Genomic DNA, 18,659 nt, shown 5'->3' with positions numbered 1-18,659 from the left:
CCGCCCGTCGAGGTGCACGTACTGGGTCCGGTGCTGGTCCGGGCCGACGGGCGGCAGATCGCCGTCGACCGTCCGTTGGAGCGGGCGGTGCTGGTGCGGTTGGGATTGGCGCGCGGGACGCCGGTCGCGGACGGGCGGATGGCCGTCGATCTGTGGGGCGACGGCGATGTGAATCGGCCGATTCCCCGTCTGCGCGTACTCATTTCGCGATTGCGCGCGGCGCTGGGCGATCATGCGAACGCGGTGTTGCGCTCGCCCGCGGGGTATCGCGTGAACATCGTCGTCGCCGATCTGGCCGCCGCCGAGGCCGCGGCCGATCGCATGCACGCCGCGCGGCGGGCCGGTCGCCACGAGGAGGTGCGCGCCGCCGCGCGCGAGGCGCTGGCGCAGTGGCGCGGACCGGCGCTGGCGGATCTGATCGCGGTGCCGTTCGCGCGGGCCGAGGCGGCGCGCCTGGAGGAGTGGCGGCTCGGCCTGACCGTGACCGGACTCGACGCGGCGGTGCGACTGGGCGCCGACGCCGAGGTGATCGCCCAGCTGGCCACCCTGGTCGCCGAGCATCCGTTGCATGAGCCGCTCGCGCGCCTGCACGCGATCGCGGTGTACCGCACCGGAAGTCAGGCCGATGCGCTGGAACGGCTGCAGCGGCTGCGCCGGACGCTGTCGGAGGAGCTGGGCGTGGATCCGGCCCCGGAGACCGCGGAGCTGGAACTGCGCATCCTGCGGCATGATTCGTCGCTGCGTGCCGCGCCCGGCCGCTCGGAATGGCCGAATCTGTCGGCGGCCCTGGAGAATTCCGCGGGCACGCCCTGTGCGCACACCGGGCCGCGGCTGGCGACGACGTTGCACGAACCGTGGCTGGTCCGCTCGTGGTATCAGGAGGTCCGGCGACACTTCCGGGCGCTGATCGACGCGCCGGGCGCGACCCCGGCCGAACGCGCGAACGCGCTGAGCCGCCACGCCTTTCACGTGTTGATGACCGGCGGGCTCGACGCGGCGGCCGATCTGCTGGGCGAGGCGGCCGAGCTGGCCCGCGGCGCCGGGGACGAGGCGCTGCTGCTGGGGGTGCGGTACTACCAGGGCATCGTGGATATCGAGCGCGGCCGATTGCGCACCGCGATCGCGACTCTGGAGACCGGTGAGCTGCTGGCCGGGCGGCTCGGTGACAAGACCCGGATGTCGGCGTTCGCCACCATTCGACTTCAGGCCGTGCGCGAATGGCTGGCGTGTGATGAGTCGTTCGCGGCGCTGGGCGGCTGATCGGCGGACGGCCACGGCTCGTGGCCCGGCCACGGCGAGGCCGCGCGTTCGGCCCGGATGACCCGGGCCAGCTCCGCGCTGATCACCGCGGCGGTGCGGCGCACGGCCTCGGAGACCGTATCGACCTGGCGCAGATCGAAGGTGCTCGCCGCGAGCGCGGCCACGATCGTCCCCGAGGGCGCGTGCACCGGCGCGGCCACACATGCCACGCCGACGTAACGCATATCCAGGTCGTAGGCCAGGCCGTGTTCGCGCGCCGTGCGGGTCGCCTTCGACCATTCCCGTGGTGACCAGCCCTGCGGCGGTTCGGCGACACGCGTTGTGGCCCGCAGGATCTTCTCCGCGGCCGTGCCGGGTGGCAGCAGCACGCCCGGTCGCAGCGGGAAGGCCTCGTTCACCTCGCGGCCGATTCCGGTGACCAGGATGGTCTGCCCGGCCTCGGCCACGGCCAGGCTGAATCCGCCGCGCTCGGTGGTGGCGGCGAGTGTGCCCAGTGGCCGGGCTGCCGCCGCCCGCAGCAGCCGGGCCGGGCGCCAGGCCTGGCCGAGTCGAAAGGTGCGGGGCCCCAGCGTATATCGCCCGTCCTGGCGCTGGACCGCGCCGAGGGCGACGAGCTGATCCAGCAGCCGATGCGCGGTGGCCTTCGGTAATCCCGCGGCCGCGGCGACATCGGTCAGTCCGCGATCGTCACCGGCCGCGAGCGCCTCGAGTAGTGCGAACGCACCTTCCAGCACGCTGCGACCGCCCGCTGTCGCACTCTTGGTCGTTGCCTGCACGCTGTTCATCCTCGACCTCCCGCTGCCGCGGATCGTCGGCGGACGATCCGGCTGCTGTCGGTCCGATGTCCGAAACCCCCGAGCGGAAGGTCACCGGCTGGCGTGATCGCCGCGCTCGGCGGGCAGCTTTCAGTGCCGCCGCCGACGGATGATCACGCCCGGTTATCGGGCCTGTACGTAACAACGTTTCACCGTGTTTCTACAGAACCGACCGGTCCGATTCGATGAAATGTGGATGAGACGCCGCTGAGATGCCGGCCCTCGAGACTGGTCGCAGGCCAATCGAAAGGAATGACGATGGTGGACAGTCTCTTCGCCGATATCTCCTACTTTCAGGCACCGGTGGACGATTCCTACCCGTACGGAATCCTGAGCTTCCGTTCCAATGACGGGACCTTCCGGGATCCGAACTTCGCCGCGAACTACGCCTGGGCCACCGCCGCGGCCGACGAGGGGCGGCTGGCCTGCTTCATCGTCTACTTCTACTGGCGGCCCAACTGGGCCGAGACGGTGAGCACCCATCGCGACATGATCTCCGGATGCGGCGGACCGCATCCGCGCATGATCACGATGATCGATGTCGAATCGGGCGGTAATCCGGGCGGTGATCAATCCGATGGCATCAACCGCGCCTACTGGGAACTGGCCGACTGGCTCGGCGACTCCCGCCGGGTCATCGGCTATGCCGATACCGGCGATCTGTTCGGCCTGTGGCCTGAGCGACCGGACGGCCTGCGCGTGATCGGCGCGGGTTACGGCCGAAATCCCGATCTGCCCGGCCAGATCGCGCATCAGTACACCGACGGCAACGGATACGGCGGCGGCCTGCCCGAGGGCTGCGCCCCCTTCGGTAGCTGCGATATGAACGCCGCCAACGGATTGTCGCCGCAGGACTTCGCCGCGCGGTGCGGCGTGGGAACAGAGGAGGATGCCATGTCCGCATTGAACGAGGCCGAACAGCGCGAACTGCTGGACAAGACCCGCGATATCTGGACCCAGCTGCGCGGTCCGGACGGTAAGGGCTGGCCGCAGTTGGGCCAGGACGGCCAGGGCGCCAACCGAACTCCGGTCGACGCGCTCGCCGTCGTCGAACAGGCCGTGGCCGCGAAGACGCGGCCGGCGACCTGAGTTGTCGGTGCCGTCTGGCATGGTTCGGATGTGCGTACCATGACCGCCGCCGCGGCCCGCCGGACCGCGCTCGCCGCGCAGGGCTTCGCGGCGCCACATCCGGCGTCCCCGCCCACCCGCCGCTCGATCCTGCGGACGCTGGAGCGAACCCAACTGCTGCAGCTGGATTCGGTGTCGGCGGTGGTGCGCGCCCACTACGCGCCGGTGTTCAGCCGTATCGGAGGGTACGACCGAGCACTGCTCGACGAGGCGGCGTGGAATCACACCGGGCGGCGGCCGCGGCGGCTGGTCGAATACTGGGCGCACGAGGCGGCGCTGATCCCGGTCGAGGATTGGCCGCTGATGCGCTGGCGGATGGAGCAGTACCGTCACGGCCGGTGGGGCGGCGCCCAGAATGTGTTGCGGCGCAACCCCACTCTGCCGCAGGACGTGCTGGAGGTTATCGGCGAATTCGGGGCGTGCACCGCCGGTGAGGTCGAACGGCATCTGGAACTGGACCGGCCGCGCAGCAAGGACCACTGGGGCTGGAACTACAGCGATACCAAGGTGATCTGCGAGGTGCTGTTCGCCACCGGCGAGCTGTCGGTGGACAAGCGGGTCGGCTTCCAGCGCCACTACGACCTCACCGACCGAGTGCTGCCGCCGGAGGTGCTGGCCCGCCGGGTCGACGAGCCGGAGGCGGTGCGCGAGCTGGTGCGCCGGGCCGCCACGGCACTGGGCATCGGCACCGAGACCGATCTGCGCGACTACTACCGCCTGCACCGCCGCCAGACCGAACCCGCTCTCGCCGAACTGGTGGACGCGGGGGAGCTGGAGCAGGTCGCGGTGGACGGCTGGGACCGCGTCGCCTATCTGGCCGCCGGGGCCCGCACGCCGCGGCGGGTCGAGGGTTCGGCGCTGCTGTGTCCGTTCGATCCGCTCATCTTCTTCCGGCCGCGCACCGAGCGGATCTTCGATTTCCACTACCGCATCGAGATCTACACGCCCGAAGCCAAACGGGTGCATGGTTATTACGTGTTCCCGTTCCTGCTCGACGGCGAACTGGTCGCCCGCGTGGATCTGCGCGCCGAGCGCGGCACCGGGCGGCTGCTGGTGCCCGGCGCATTCGCCGAACCGGGCCGAGATACCCCGGCCGTCGTCGCGGAACTGGTCCGGGCGCTGCGCGATATGGCCGAGTGGCTGGCACTGGACACCGTGGAGATCGGTGAGCGCGGCGACCTGGCCGCCGCGCTGAGCCGGGCCGCGGTCACCGTAGGGTAATCCGAAAAGGGGTGGCGCCGTGGGAGATCCGTTCGGGACTCGTGAAACTCGATCGCGGATGGTTCCGTTCGGTGTTACCTTCAGTTGATGTTGTGGAAGCGGTTGCGGAGCAACTCGATTCTTCGTTGCGGCGTGTTCGCGGCGGTCGCCGCTCTGGTCGTGAGCGGTTGCGGTGGATCGGGAACCGGGGGACAGCAGGCATCCGCGCCCGGGGCGTGGCCACCGGCGACGGGTCGAGGGTCGTGCGCGGTCACCAAACAGGAGAACGTGCCCGCGACCATGCGCGACGGTGTGGTGCTCAAGGCCGATGTGTATCGGCCGCAGACCACCGATCCGGTGCCGGTGGTGTTGATGCGCACTCAGTACGGTAAGGCGGCGGCGCAGATCCAGCCGTCCCGATACCAGACGCCGGACTGGTTCGCCTCGCACTGCTATCTCGTTGTGGTGCAGGACATTCGGGGGCAGGGCGCCTCGGGCGGGACGTTCGCCGAATTCGCCCACGATCGCACCGACGGATACGACTCGGTGGAATGGGCCGCGGCACTGCCCGGTTCCAACGGCAAGGTCGGCATGTACGGCTCGTCCTACGTCGGGGCGACCCAGTGGATGGCCGCGGCCGAGACGCCGCCACATCTGACCACGATCGTGCCCGCCAACACCTCCTCCGACTACTACGACGGCTGGACCTACGAGGGCGGCGCGTTCCGGCTGGCCTTCGTCGAACCCTGGGCGATGGATACGATCGCCACGACCGCGGCGCTCAATCGGGGCGATACCGGCACCGCCAAACAGCTGCAGGCCGATGCGGCCGAGGACACCCGATGGATGGGTTTCCGCCCGTACCAGCAGTTCCCGCCCATGCATCCGGGCGATCCGGCGGTGGCGCCGTGGTTCTTCGACTGGATCCGCCATTCCACCCGCGACGATTACTGGAAGCAGTGGAGCATTCGCGATCGGTATGCCGCGGTGAAGGTTCCGGTGCTCGATGTCGAGGGCTGGTACGACGCATTCCTCGCGGGCGGTGTGCAGAACTTCGGCGGTATGGTGTCCGGCGGCGGCAGCGAGGACGCGCGCCACAATCAGCGTCTGGTGATCGGGCCGTGGGATCACGTGGGCTGGGGCCGACCCGGATCCGGCGTCTCCGCGCCGATGCTCAACGGCGGGCCCGCGGGCAACAGTCCGATCAACGACCTCATGCTGGCCTGGTTCGATCACTTCCTGAAGGGTAAGGACAACCAGGTCTCCGGACAGCCCCGCGTGGACTACTTCCTGATGGGCGCCAACCGGTGGAAGACCGCCGACGCCTGGCCGCTGCCGAATACCCGCTGGACCACCTACTACCTGTCGGGCGACGGCACGCTCGGCATCGCGGGCCGCGCCGGCGCGCTGACCACGTCCGCGCCGAAGGATCCGCAGCATCCGGATCACTACTACTACGATCCGCTGAATCCGGTGCCCAGCGCGGGTGGTCATTCGTGCTGCGGCGCGAGTACGGGACCGCAGGGTCCGTTCGATCAGTATGTGGTGGAGCAGCGTTCGGATGTGCTGACCTACAGCACCGATCCGCTGCCCGCCGACACCGAACTCACCGGGCCCACCGAGGTCAAGCTCTGGGCCGCCTCGACCGCGCCCGATACCGACTTCACCGCCAAACTGGTCGCGGTCGCGCCCGACGGATCATCGATCAACCTGAACAACGGGATCATCCGCGCCGCTTTCCGCGATTCGCTGGACAATCCGACGCCGATCGTGCCCGGACAGCCCTACCAGTACACGATCAAGATCTGGCCGACCAGCTATCTGGTGAAGGCGGGCACGCGGATTCGGGTCGAGATCTCGTCGAGCGACTATCCGCAGTACGCGCCCAATCCGAATACCGGCGAACCATTCGGCCAGAGCGCCGCGACCCAGGGCGCGACCCAGACCATTCTGCACGACCCGGACCACCCCTCGTCGGTGACGCTGCCGATCATTCCCGCCGGCGACAGCGGGAAGAGCGAATTCCCGCTGACGCGTTAGGTATTCGCGACGGCGACGCCCGCATCCTCGGCGATGATCGTGTCCGAGGGGACGGGCAGCCGCCGCGCGAGCACCTGGCCGCGGAAGAACCGCGGCATCACCCGCGCGAGCACCAGATAGATCGGGATGCCGATCAGCAGCGTGCCGACGCCCAGCAGGAAGATCGCCCCGATCCGCCAATGCGGCGGGAACGGCATCGTCCAGCCCGCGCCGTCGGCGCTCGGCCGCCACGACGTGACGGCCGTCCAGCCCGCCGCGAACAGCAGCGCGAATCCGCCGAACGCCGGGAGCGCGCCCTTGATCAGGAAAGCTCGTGCGTTCGTGGCGAATTCGTGGCGGTGCAGCCAGGCGCAGCTGAGTCCGGTCAGGCCGTAGTAGACGCCGATCGAGATGCCGATGGCCGTGACCGCCTCGCTGATCAACCGGCCGCCGGAGATGAAGTTCAGCAGCACGTAGAGCACCACCGACATCGCGCCGAAGACGACGGTCGAGAACGCCGGGGTGAGCCAGCGCGGTTCGATGCGGCCGAACGCCTTGGGCAGCGCGTGGTGCAGCGCCATCGAATAGGTGGTGCGGGCGGTCGGCAGGATCGTGGTCTGCGTCGAGGCCGCCGCGGAGGTCAGCACCATCAGGAACAGCAGGCGCACCAACACGTCGCCGATCGTCCCGTCGCCGAATACCGCGCCGCCGAGTGCGCCGAGCACATCGTCGACGTGTTCGGGATTCGCCAGGCCCAGGCCGTCGCGGCCCGAACCGGCGAACGCCTGACTCGCCACGGTGACAAGCAGATACAGCGCCACCAGCGTGATCGTCGACAGAACGGCCGAGCGGCCGGGTGTGCGTCGCGGGTCGACGGTCTCCTGATTGACCGACACCGCCGAATCCCAGCCCCAGTAGATGAACACCATCAGCAGCACCGCGGTGACGAAATCGGAGAACGAGCCGATCGCGAACGGATCGAACCACGACCAGTCCGGCAACCTCGCCCCCGCCGGCGCGTGCCCGGTCGCGACCCGCACCAGCGCCACGACCGAGAACACCACGAGCATGCCGAATTCGACGGTCAGCAGCGCGGACTGCAGTCGCGCGGACACATCGATCCCGCACACCGCGACCAGCGTCATCACGATCAGATAGCAGATGCCCAGCAGCAGCACCCAGCCGCTGGTCGGATCGGACCCGATCCCGTGCGCGCCCAGCAGCAGGAAGGTGTACTGCGCGCTGATCTGCGCGAGGCTCGCCATGACCAGCAGATCCGACACCACGATCGCCCAGCCCGACATCCAGCCGGTGAACGGCCCGAACGCCCGGGTCGCCCAGACGAAGGTGGTCCCCGGATCCGGTTCGACCTGATTCAGTTCGCGATAACCGATCGCCACCAACAGCATCGGAATGAAGGCGAGGAGCACGATGATCGGCGCGTGCAGGCCGACCGTGGCGGCGACCAGGCCGAGGGTGGCGGTGATGCTGTATGCCGGACCGGCCGAGGCGACGCCGATCACCACGCTGGAAGCCAGGGACAGCGCACCGGAACGCAGGGTGCTGGGGGATGTCACCGGGTAAGGGTAAGGGCTATTTACCGGCAACACCGCATCGGCCGAACGGTCTCCCGGACGGTTGTCCGGCAGACCGCGCGATCGTCACGCCGCGACCGTGGATTCCTCCTGTGAGATCGGCTGGGCCGCCTCCGCTTCCTCCGCCTGCCGGCCCCAGCGACCCGCGAGCGAGGCGCAGGTGAACAGCTGGATCTGGTGGAAGATCATCAGCGGCAACACGATCAGGCCGACCGCGTGCCCGGCGAACAGCACCGTCGCCATCGGCAACCCGCTGGCGAGGCTCTTCTTCGATCCGCAGAAGATCATCACGATGCGGTCGCCGCGATCGAAGCCGAACAGCTTGCTGACGACCGAGGTGAGGCTCAGGACCACGGCCAGCATGCCCGCGCAGACGCCGACCACCGCGACCAGCGACCAGGGCGAGATGCCGCTCCAGATGTGTTCGACCATGCCCGCCGAGAAGGCCGCGTACACCACCAGATACACCGACCCGCGGTCCACGACCCGGGTCACCGCGGTGTGCTTGAGCAGCCACTGCATCCGCGACCGCAGTACCTGTCCGGCCAGGAACGGCAGCAGCAACTGCAGCACGATCGACAGCACCGCCGTCGGTGAGACGGTCGCCCCGCCGGTGGTCTCCATCAGCAGCATCACCAGCAGCGGCGTCACGAACACGCCGATCAGATTGGACAGCGAGGCGCTGACCACCGCACCGGCCACATTGCCCCGCGCGATCGAGGTGAACGCGATCGAGGACTGGACCGTCGAGGGCAGTAGGGTCAGATACAGCACGCCGGTGTAGAGCTCATCGGTGAGCACCGAGGGCACCAGCAGCCGCAATGCCAGTCCGATCAGGGGAAACACCAGATAGGTGACCGCGAGGACGGCCGAATGCAGTCGCCAATGCTTCAGGCCCTGGATGGCCTCCCGCGGTTCCAATCGGGCGCCGTAGAGAAAGAACAACACCCCGATGGCGATCGTGGTGGCCCAATCCAGCACGCCCGCGGCCGCGCCGCGGGCCGGCAGCAACGCGGCGACCAGCACGCTGGCGAGGATGCCGAGCATGAAGGCATCGATGCGGAGCTTGGCGAGAAACTTCATCAGTGCACAGTAGAGCCTGGTCGACTGATCGCGATAGTCGTTGGAACAGATATCTCTGAACGAGTATCATGATGGATGTGTTCGATCCGGAACAGTTGCGGACCTTCCTCGCGGTGGAGCGGGCCGGGGGTTTCACCGCTGCCGGCCGCATCCTGGGCCTGCGGCAATCGACGGTGAGCGGACATATCGCGCGCCTGGAACAGGCCACCGGGCGGGAGCTGTTCCGCCGCGACACCCGCAATCTCGCGCTGACCGCCGACGGTGCGGCCATGGTCGGTTTCGCCCGGGCCATCCTCGATGCCCAGGCGCGCGCCGAGCGGTACTTCTCCGAATCGCGGCTGACCGGGCTGATCCGATTGGGCGCCTCCGACGATGTCATGGCACGCGAACTGCCCGATGTGCTGTTCGAATTCCAGCGCAGCCATCCCGGCGTGGATCTGGAACTGACCGTCGGACTCAGCGAGAACCTCAAGACCCGGCTGGCGGCCGGGGAGCTGGATCTGATGGTCGGCAAGCGGCTGCCCGGCGAACAGCACGGCGAGCTGCTGTGGCGCGATCGGCTGGTATGGGCGGGGCGTTCGGGCGCAACGGGTTTCGAGGATCCGGTGCCGCTGGTGACCTATCCGCCGCCGAGTATCACCCGGCATATCGCGCTGCGGGCACTGGAACGGGAGGGGCGGACCTGGCGCATCGCGTGTGTCAGTGACAGTCAGCTCGGGCTGCGGGCCGCGGTGCTGGCTGGGCTCGGGGTGATCGTGCATGCCGAAAGCCTGCTGCCAGCGGGACTTTTCGCGGTCGAGGACGCGCGGCTGCCCGGATTGGGAGAGCTGGAATTCGTGCTGTTGCGTCGCCACGACCGGATGTCCGAGCCCGAACGCGCGCTGTACGAGGCCATCACCGCGGCGGCGCGGCGGCTGCGCTCGGACACTCCGGGTCCACCTGTCGGTGCAGGTCGTTAACCTGGTTGCCGTGGCAGATCCCGCGACCTACCGGCCCGCGCCGGGCACCATCCCCGTCGAACCCGGCGTCTACAAGTTCCGGGACGCACACCGGCGGGTCATCTACGTCGGCAAGGCGAAGAGTCTGCGCAGCCGGCTGAATTCCTACTTCGCCGATATCGCCTCGCTGCATCCGCGCACCCGGCAGATGGTCACCTCGGCCGCGAGCGTGGAATGGACGGTCGTCGCCACCGAGGTGGAAGCCCTTCAGCTGGAATACAACTGGATCAAGGAATTCGATCCGCGATTCAACGTCCGTTATCGCGACGACAAGTCCTATCCGATGCTCGCGGTGAGCATGAACGAGGACTATCCGCGGGTGTTCGTCTACCGTGGCGCGCGCAAGAAGGGCGTCCGCTACTTCGGCCCGTACGCCCACGCGTGGGCCATCCGCGAGACGGTGGATCTGCTGCTGCGGGTGTTTCCGGTGCGCACCTGCTCCAACGGGGTCTTCAAGCGGCATCGCCAGATCGGGCGGCCGTGCCTGCTGGGTTATATCGACAAGTGTTCGGCCCCCTGCATCGAGCGGGTCAGCGCCGAGGAGCATCGCCGCATCGCCGAGGACTTCTGCGACTTCCTCTCCGGTAAGACCGACCGGATGGTGCGCGATCTGAAGCGTCAGATGCAGGTCGCCGCAGCGGAATTGGATTTCGAGGCCGCCGCGCGGCTGCGCGACGACGTGCAGGCGCTCGAGCGCGCATTGGAGAAGCAAGCGGTGGTGCTGGGCACCGGCACCGACGCCGATGTGATCGCCTTCGCCACCGACGAGCTGGAGGCGGCCGTGCAGATCTTCCATGTGCGCGACGGCCGGGTGCGCGGTCAGCGCGGGTGGGTGGTCGACAAGTCCGGTGACGCGGTCGACGATGTGGAGACCGGCGGTGAGCTGCCCGCTCTGGTCGAGCAGTTCCTCACCCAGTTCTATGGGGAGCAGGCCGCTTTCGCCGAGGACACCGCCACCGAGACGCCCGCGACCGTGGTGCCGCGCGAGGTGCTGGTGCCCGCGCTGCCGACGGATCCGGATCAGGTGCAGGGCTGGCTGTCGGAGCTGCGCGGCTCCGCGGTGCAGCTGCGGGTGCCCCAGCGCGGCGACAAGAAGGCGCTCATGGAGACCGTGCAGCGCAATGCCGCCGAGGCGCTGGCCCAGCACAAGCTCAAGCGGGCGGGCGATCTGACCGCGAGATCGGCCGCGCTGCAAGGGATTCAGGACGCGCTGGAGCTGGATTCGGCGCCGCTGCGCATCGAATGCGTGGATATCAGCCATGTGCAGGGCACTGATGTGGTGGCCTCGCTGGTGGTGTTCGAGGACGGGCTGGCGCGCAAGTCGGAGTACCGGCACTACTCCATCAAGGAGGCCGCCGGGGACGGCCGCTCCGACGATGTGGCCAGCATCGCCGAGGTGACCCGGCGGCGGTTCTATCGGCTGCGCAAGGATCTCGAGGCCCTCGCCGAGGAGCCCGACAATCCCACGCCCGGAATCGACCCCACCACGGGTAAGCCGCGCCGATTCTCCTATCCGCCCAATCTGTTCGTCGTGGACGGCGGCGCGCCGCAGGTGAACGCGGCCGCCGAGGTGCTCGACGAATTGGGCATCACCGATGTCGCGGTCATCGGACTGGCCAAACGCCTCGAGGAGGTGTGGGTGCCCAACGAATCCGATCCGGTGATCATGCCCCGCAACAGCGAATCGCTGTATCTACTGCAGCGGGTGCGCGATGAGGCGCACCGATTCGCCATCACCTTCCATCGCAGTAAGCGCTCGCGCCGCATGACCGCGTCCGCGCTGGACTCGGTGCGCGGGCTCGGAGAATCGCGACGCACCGCGCTGGTCACCCACTTCGGCTCCGTCGCGCGGCTCAAGGAGGCTACGGTGGAGGAGATCACAGAGGTGCCGGGCATCGGGGTGGCTACGGCTAAGGCAGTGCTCGCGGCCCTCAACGGTGAATGAGTCGCGAATCGGTGAATCGCGTCAGCGGCGGCGCGCAAGGTGGAATCGTCACGTCTCGGTTTCGTCCCTGGCGTGTGTCCGTCGCTGGAAGCGCATGCAAGGCAGGATGATCGAATGACAAGCCAGAGACGGATCCGATAGGACATGACCAGCGTCGAATCGAACAACAGCGCGGCGGACCCGCACGCGTCGGCGGTGCCCGTGCGGCCCGAGCCCGACGGCGTGGGGGTCGAGGTGGTCATCGTCACCGGACTGTCCGGCGCCGGACGGGGCACGGCGGCGCGGGTGCTCGAGGATATCGGCTGGTATGTCGCGGACAATCTGCCGCCCGAATTGATCGGGCGCCTGGTCGAATTGGGTTCCGCCGCCGAACCGCAGATCCGCAAGCTGGCCTTGGTGATGGATGTGCGCAGCCGCTTCTTCACCGGCGATCTGTCCGGTGTCACCGAGCAGTTGCGCGCCGCGAATGTGCGGACCCGGGTGCTGTTCCTGGAGGCCTCCGACGATGTGCTGATTCGCCGGTTCGGCTTCGCTCGGCGACGCCACCCGTTACAGGGCGAGAGCGCCGACGGTACGCTGTCGGCCGGCATCACCGCCGAGCGGCAGCGCCTGGCGACCGTGAAGACCGCAGCCGATCTGGTCATCGATACCACCGCGCTGTCGGTGCATCAACTGCACCGCAAGCTCGAGGAGGCCTACGGCGGCGGCACGCCGACGGCATTGCAGGTCACAATCCAATCGTTCGGTTTCAAGTACGGAGTTCCGCTGGACGCCGACATGGTGTTTGATTTGCGTTTCCTGCCCAATCCGCATTGGGTACCGGAGCTACGCGAATACACCGGACAGGACGCGGTGGTCAGCGAATACGTGCTGTCCCAGCCGGGCGCCGAGGATTACCTGCGAACCTGCTACCACCTGATCGATCTGACGACCAACGGGTACCGCCAAGAGGGGAAGCGTTACATGACCGTGGCAGTGGGCTGCACCGGCGGTAAGCACCGCAGTGTGGCGATGGCGGAGGCACTGGGCGAACTGCTCGGCGACTCCGATCACGATGTGGTGCGTGTGGTACATCGAGATCTGGGGCGGGAATGACCGAACCCGACGAGACGCCCGCGATCGTCGCGCTGGGCGGGGGCCATGGGCTGTATGCGACGCTGACCGCGGCCCGGCGGATGACCCGGGAGATCGCCGCGGTGGTGACCGTCGCCGACGACGGCGGTTCGTCCGGTCGGCTGCGCGCCGAGCTGGGCATGCTGCCGCCGGGTGATCTGCGGATGGCGCTGGCCGCGCTGGCCGAGGACACCGAGGGCCTGTGGGCGCGCGCGGTGCAGCATCGCTTCGGCGGAACCGGTGCGCTGGCCGGACATTCGGTGGGCAATCTGATTCTTGCGGGGTTGACGGAGATGCTCGGCGATCCGGTCGCCGCCCTCGACGAAATGGGCAAGGTGCTGGGCATCACCGGGCGGGTGCTCCCGATGTCGCCGACCGCGCTGACCATCGAGGCCGATGTCTCGGGCCTCGAGGCCGACCCGCGGGTGAGTCGCTGCATCCGGGGGCAGGTGGCGGTGGCCACCACGCCCGGCAAGGTGCGCCGCGTGCGGCTCATTCCGCAGGATCCGCCGGCGAGTCCGGAGGCGACCGCGGCCATCGAACACGCCGACCTGGTGATTCTGGGGCCGGGTTCCTGGTTCACCAGCGTCATTCCGCATGTGCTCGTGCCCGATCTGCACGATGCCCTGGTGCATACCCGGGCCCGAAAGGTGCTGGTGCTCAATCTCGCCGCCGAGCCCGGTGAGACGGCCGGATTCTCCGCCGAGCGGCACCTGCATGTATTGTCCCAGCACGCACCGGATTTCGCGGTCGATCACGTGGTGGTGGATTCGGTGTCCGTACCCGAGGGTAGGGAACGCGAACATGTGGCAAGAGCTGCCGAACAGCTGCGTGCACGAGTAACCTTCGCTGATGTCGCCGAGGCGGGGACGGACCGGCACCACCCTGGAAAGCTAGCCGCCGCACTGGATCAGGTGATCCGGCAACCTCGGCCGGAATTGGCAGGGCTTCGAGTCGAAGGACGGCACCGTGGCCAGCAGGTGCGGTCCGCGTTGGGTGGAAAGGAGCGGGTCTCGTGGCGATGACAGCCGAGGTGAAGGACGAGCTGAGCCGTCTCTCCGTCTCGCAGGTGAGTTCACGCAAGGCGGAGTTGTCGGCGCTACTCCGGTTCGCCGGCGGCTTGCACATCGTCGGCGGCCGCGTGATCGTCGAGGCCGAGGTCGACATGGGCTCGATCGCGCGGCGGCTGCGCCGGGAGATCTTCGAACTATACGGCTACGGCTCGGATGTGCACGTCCTCGGTGCCGGCGGGCTGCGTAAGACCTCCCGCTACGTCGTTCGGGTGTCCAAGGAGGGTGAGGCCCTGGCCCGCCAGACCGGACTGCTCGATGTGCGGGGCCGTCCGGTGCGCGGGCTGCCCGCGCAGGTGGTCGGTGGCAGCCTCGGCGACGCCGAGGCGGCCTGGCGCGGAGCGTTTCTCGCACACGGTTCGCTCACCGAACCCGGCCGCTCCTCCGCCCTCGAGGTCAGTTGCCCCGGTCCGGAGGCCGCCCTGGCTCTCGTCGGCGCCGCACGGCGCATGGGCATCTCGGCCAAGGCCCGCGAGGTGCGCGGCACCGATCGTGTCGTGGTCCGCGACGGTGAGGCCATCGGTGCCCTGCTCACCCGCATGGGCGCGCAGGACACGCGCCTGACGTGGGAGGAACGCCGCATGCGCCGCGAGGTCCGTGCGACGGCCAACCGCCTGGCCAACTTCGACGACGCCAATCTCCGTCGCTCGGCCCGCGCCGCGGTCGCCGCCGCGGCCCGTGTCGAACGCGCCCTGGAGATCCTCGGCGACGACGTCCCCGAACATCTGGCCGCCGCGGGCCGCCTACGCGTCCAACATCGCCAGGCCTCCCTGGAGGAGCTGGGCCAACTGGCCGATCCACCGATGACGAAGGACGCGGTCGCGGGCCGCATCCGCCGCCTGCTCTCCATGGCGGACCGCCGCGCCAAGGAACTCGGCATCCCCGATACCGAATCCGCCGTCACCGCGGAGCTTCTCGAAGACGCCTGACCACAGTCGACCGAAATCCGCCGCCGCACGAAACCCCTTGTGCGGCGGCGTTTTTCGCGTAAAGACACCGGTTATCCACAGGCGGAAAGTTATCCACAGACACCCCCTCGAGTGCCCTCGGGACGGCCCGCGATGCGGTAGTTTCACAGACCTGGGGCACACGCAGCCGAATGCACAAGGGGGAGAGACGATGACGACATTGGCTCAGCTGGAGGCACGGGTGGCGGCATTGGAAGCGAACCGAGCGGAGGGTCATGCCACGCTCGCGGCCGTCCACGCGCTCGACGCCAAGGTCGAAGCGAACGACGAGAAGTACGGCCGGCACTTCACTGCTCTCGACCAGAAGTGCGAGCGAGTGGACGTGCGGCTCACGGTCCTCGACGGAAAGGCCGATGCGCGTCACGCGGAGAACCGCGAGAGTATCGCCGCATTGGAGGCGCAGCTATCGGCCGTGGACGCCAAGGCGGACGCGCGCCACGCGGAGCACAATGCCCGATTCGTGGCGCTCGAGGCAGGCCAGGGAGCCCAGCTGGAACGGCAGGCGGCTCTCGAGGTGGTGGTCTCGGGGTTGGTCGAGGGGCAGGCGGGGTTGGCTGAGGGGCAGGCGGATCTTGGTACCCGGGTGGCGGGGTTGGCCGAGGGGCAAGCGGCTCTTGGTACCCGGGTGGCGAGGTTGGCCGAGGGACAAGCGGATCTTGGTGCCCGAGTGGAGAGGTTGGTCGAAGGGCAGGCGGCTCTCGAGGTTGCGGTCTCGAGATTGGCCGAGGGACAGGCGGATTTGGCAGAGGGGCAGGCGGATCTTGGTGCCCGGGTGGCGGGGTTGGTCGAAGGGCAGATCTCGCTGGAGGCCGGGTTTGTCAGTCTCGAGAGACAAGCGGAGATTCAGCGGAAGGCGACGAATTCGCTCGGTGAGCGCCTTGCCCAGCATCAGAACGAAACCCGGGCCAGGTTCGACGGGATCGATGCCCGACTCGACCGGAGGTTCGCGGAATTCGATGCCTTCCGGCGTTCGACCGAGGAGAACTTCGCCGAGTTGAAGGACCTCATCGTCCGGGCGCTCGATCGCCGGGCGGGACAGTGAGTTTCACGCCCGAGCGGCGATAGCTACCGACCGGTCCGCACGCCCGGCGGGCCGGATCGTCTCGCCCCTGCTCAGTGGGCTGTATTCGCTGTGAGCAGGGGCATGTCATCGAGGTGACACGCGGGCATTAGGGTGGACTTTGCAACGGAACCGAATCCGCTTGAAAGCTGAGGAGCGATAACGTGACTGTCCGGGTAGGCATCAATGGCTTCGGCCGCATCGGTCGAAACTTCTTCAGGGCGGTGGAGGCGCAGAAGGCGCTGGGTACCACGGATATCGAGATCGTCGCGGTCAACGACCTCACCGATAACGCCACCCTGGCGACCCTGCTCAAGTACGACTCCATCCTGGGCCGGCTCCCGCAGGACGTCTCGCTCGACGGCGACGACACCATCGTGGTGGGCGACCAGCGGATCAAGGCCCTGGCAATCAAGGAGGGCCCGGCGGCCCTGCCGTGGGGCGACCTGGGCGTCGACGTCGTCGTCGAGTCGACCGGCATCTTCACCGACGCGACCAAGGCCAAGGGCCACATCGCCTCGGGCGCCAAGAAGGTGATCATTTCCGCGCCGGCCAAGGGCGAGGACATCACCATCGTGATGGGCGTCAACGACGACAAGTACGACGGCAGCCAGAACATCATCTCCAACGCCTCGTGCACCACCAACTGCCTGGGCCCGCTGGCCAAGGTGCTCAACGACGAGTTCGGCATCGTCAAGGGCCTGATGACCACGATCCACGCCTACACCCAGGACCAGAACCTGCAGGACGGCCCGCACAAGGATCTGCGCCGCGCCCGCGCCGCCGCGCTGAACATCGTGCCGACCAGCACCGGTGCCGCCAAGGCCATCGGCCTGGTACTGCCCGAGCTGAACGGCAAGCTGGACGGCTACTCGCTGCGCGTCCCGGTGCCGACCGGCTCGATCACCGACCTGACCGCGGATCTGGCCAAGAAGGCGACGATCGAGGAGATCAACGCCGCGTTCAAGGCCGCCGCCGAGGGCCCGCTCAAGGGCATCCTGAAGTACAACGTCGATCCGATCGTCTCGAGCGATATCGTCACCGACCCGCACTCGTCGATCTTCGACGCGCCGCTGACCAAGGTGATCGACGACCAGGTCAAGGTGTACTCCTGGTACGACAACGAGTGGGGCTACTCCAACCGCCTGGCCGACCTGATCGGTCTCGTCGGCAAGTCGCTGTAAAGCCATGACAGTCAAGACACTTCAGGATCTGCTGGCCGAGGGTGTCGAGGGTCGGGGCGTGCTGGTGCGCTCCGACCTGAACGTCCCCCTCGACGACAGCGGCGCCATCACCGATCCGGGCCGCATCATCGCATCGGTCCCGACCATCAAGGCGCTGGCCGAGGCGGGCGCCAAGGTGGTCGTCACCGCGCATCTGGGCCGCCCGAAGGGCGAGCCCGATCCGAAGCTGTCGCTCGCCCCGGTCGCGGCGAAGCTGGCGGAAGAGTTGGGCCGCAACGTCCAGCTCGCCGGTGATGTGGTCGGCCAGGACGCGCTCGCGCGCTCCGAGGGCCTGACCGACGGCGATGTGCTGCTGCTGGAGAACATCCGCTTCGATCCCCGCGAGACCAGCAAGGACGACGCCGAGCGCGCCAAGCTGGCCCGGGCCCTGGTCGAATTGGTCGGCGACGACGGCGCTTTCGTCTCCGACGGGTTCGGTGTGGTGCACCGCAAGCAGGCCTCGGTCTACGACGTGGCCACATTGCTGCCGCACTATGCGGGCGGACTGGTCGCCACCGAGGTCGAGGTACTGAAGAAGCTGACGAGTGATCCGGAGCGGCCGTACGCGGTCGTGCTGGGTGGTTCGAAGGTCTCCGACAAGCTCGCGGTCATCGAGGCGCTGGCCCCCAAGGTCGACACCCTGGTGATCGGCGGCGGCATGTGCTTCACCTTCCTTGCGGCACAGGGCCTTTCGGTGGGTTCCTCGCTGCTGCAGGAGGAGATGATCGAGACCTGCCACAAGCTGCTCGACACCTATGCCGACGTGATCCATTTGCCGCGCGACATCGTGGTGGCCGACAAGTTCGCTGCTGACGCGGAGTCGAAGGTGGTGCCCGCCAACGAGATTCCCGAGGGCTGGATGGGCCTGGACATCGGCCCGGAGTCGGCGGACCGGTTCGGCGCGCTGCTGACCGAGGCGAAAACGGTGTTCTGGAACGGCCCGATGGGCGTGTTCGAGTTCGAGAAGTTCGCCGCGGGGACCCGCGGGGTGGCCGAGGCGATCGTGAAGGCTACCGATAAGGGCGCGTTCACGGTGGTCGGCGGCGGCGATTCGGCCGCGGCCGTGCGCGCGCTCGGCCTGGGCGAGGACGGTTTCTCGCATATCTCGACCGGCGGCGGCGCGTCGTTGGAATACCTGGAGGGTAAGGAACTTCCGGGCATCGCGGTGCTGGAGGACTGATC

General features: G+C 68.2%; 15 protein-coding genes. 12 read left to right on the top strand and 3 right to left on the bottom strand.

The window, feature by feature from the left end:
• Positions 1-12 precede the first annotated feature (12 nt).
• Positions 13-1,260, top strand: coding sequence for a BTAD domain-containing putative transcriptional regulator (locus ACIA76_RS01570; RefSeq protein WP_397147187.1), 1,248 nt, complete (start codon positions 13-15; stop codon positions 1,258-1,260).
• On the opposite strand, the gene ACIA76_RS01565 is transcribed toward ACIA76_RS01570, so the two are convergent.
• Complete coding sequence (locus ACIA76_RS01565) at positions 1,203-2,045, bottom strand: IclR family transcriptional regulator (RefSeq protein WP_397147185.1); 843 nt, start codon at positions 2,043-2,045, stop codon at positions 1,203-1,205. The two genes, ACIA76_RS01570 and ACIA76_RS01565, sit on opposite strands and share 58 nt — an antisense overlap.
• 288 nt (positions 2,046-2,333) lie before the next feature.
• On the opposite strand from ACIA76_RS01565, the gene ACIA76_RS01560 reads away from it, so the two are divergent.
• From ACIA76_RS01560 to ACIA76_RS01550, 3 genes are all read left to right on the top strand, one after another.
• Entirely contained in the window at positions 2,334-3,164 is an 831-nt protein-coding gene (locus tag ACIA76_RS01560; RefSeq protein ID WP_397147183.1) for a hypothetical protein, read from the top strand.
• Positions 3,165-3,194: 30 nt separating this feature from the next.
• On the top strand, positions 3,195-4,424 hold the full coding sequence (locus ACIA76_RS01555) for a winged helix-turn-helix domain-containing protein (RefSeq protein WP_397147181.1): 1,230 nt from the start codon (positions 3,195-3,197) through the stop codon (positions 4,422-4,424).
• A 132-nt stretch (positions 4,425-4,556) separates the two neighbouring features.
• Entirely contained in the window at positions 4,557-6,443 is a 1,887-nt protein-coding gene (locus tag ACIA76_RS01550; protein WP_397147946.1) for a CocE/NonD family hydrolase, read from the top strand.
• Here ACIA76_RS01550 and ACIA76_RS01545 read toward each other — a convergent pair.
• Entirely contained in the window at positions 6,440-7,999 is a 1,560-nt protein-coding gene (locus tag ACIA76_RS01545) for an APC family permease (protein WP_397147179.1), read from the bottom strand. The two genes, ACIA76_RS01550 and ACIA76_RS01545, sit on opposite strands and share 4 nt — an antisense overlap.
• Before the next feature lie 84 nt (positions 8,000-8,083).
• Positions 8,084-9,100, bottom strand: a complete 1,017-nt coding sequence (locus tag ACIA76_RS01540; protein ID WP_397147177.1) for a bile acid:sodium symporter family protein — start codon at positions 9,098-9,100, stop codon at positions 8,084-8,086.
• 71 nt (positions 9,101-9,171) lie between these two features.
• On the opposite strand from ACIA76_RS01540, the gene ACIA76_RS01535 reads away from it, so the two are divergent.
• The 8 genes from ACIA76_RS01535 to ACIA76_RS01500 all read left to right on the top strand — a co-directional run bounded on the left by ACIA76_RS01535 (position 9,172) and on the right by ACIA76_RS01500 (position 18,657).
• Positions 9,172-10,059: a LysR family transcriptional regulator gene (locus ACIA76_RS01535; RefSeq protein WP_397147944.1), complete on the top strand. Its 888-nt coding sequence runs from the start codon at positions 9,172-9,174 to the stop codon at positions 10,057-10,059.
• Between the two features lie 10 nt (positions 10,060-10,069).
• Positions 10,070-12,043 carry an excinuclease ABC subunit UvrC gene (uvrC, locus tag ACIA76_RS01530; protein WP_397147175.1) on the top strand — a complete coding sequence of 658 codons (1,974 nt, stop codon included), beginning with the start codon at positions 10,070-10,072 and terminating at the stop codon, positions 12,041-12,043.
• A 144-nt stretch (positions 12,044-12,187) separates the two neighbouring features.
• Positions 12,188-13,138 (top strand): RNase adapter RapZ, encoded by a 951-nt coding sequence (rapZ, locus tag ACIA76_RS01525; protein ID WP_397147173.1) that lies wholly within the window; start codon positions 12,188-12,190, stop codon positions 13,136-13,138.
• The gene (gene yvcK, locus ACIA76_RS01520) at positions 13,135-14,181 is read left to right on the top strand and encodes a uridine diphosphate-N-acetylglucosamine-binding protein YvcK (protein ID WP_397147171.1); all 1,047 of its coding nucleotides are present in this window, start codon (positions 13,135-13,137) and stop codon (positions 14,179-14,181) included. Before rapZ ends, yvcK begins: the two co-directional genes overlap by 4 nt.
• Positions 14,172-15,155 (top strand): DNA-binding protein WhiA, encoded by a 984-nt coding sequence (whiA, locus tag ACIA76_RS01515; RefSeq protein ID WP_397147169.1) that lies wholly within the window; start codon positions 14,172-14,174, stop codon positions 15,153-15,155. Before yvcK ends, whiA begins: the two co-directional genes overlap by 10 nt.
• A gap of 199 nt (positions 15,156-15,354) precedes the next feature.
• Positions 15,355-16,236, top strand: coding sequence for a hypothetical protein (locus tag ACIA76_RS01510; protein WP_397147167.1), 882 nt, complete (start codon positions 15,355-15,357; stop codon positions 16,234-16,236).
• 182 nt (positions 16,237-16,418) lie between these two features.
• Positions 16,419-17,438, top strand: coding sequence for a type I glyceraldehyde-3-phosphate dehydrogenase (gene gap, locus ACIA76_RS01505; RefSeq protein ID WP_397147165.1), 1,020 nt, complete (start codon positions 16,419-16,421; stop codon positions 17,436-17,438).
• A 4-nt stretch (positions 17,439-17,442) separates the two neighbouring features.
• Positions 17,443-18,657: a phosphoglycerate kinase gene (locus tag ACIA76_RS01500; RefSeq protein WP_397147163.1), complete on the top strand. Its 1,215-nt coding sequence runs from the start codon at positions 17,443-17,445 to the stop codon at positions 18,655-18,657.
• Positions 18,658-18,659 lie beyond the last annotated feature (2 nt).

The sequence above is a fragment of the Nocardia sp. NPDC051570 genome (assembly GCF_044454005.1).
Classification (GTDB): domain Bacteria; phylum Actinomycetota; class Actinomycetes; order Mycobacteriales; family Mycobacteriaceae; genus Nocardia.
This window is presented reverse-complemented; position numbering and strand designations above follow the sequence as displayed.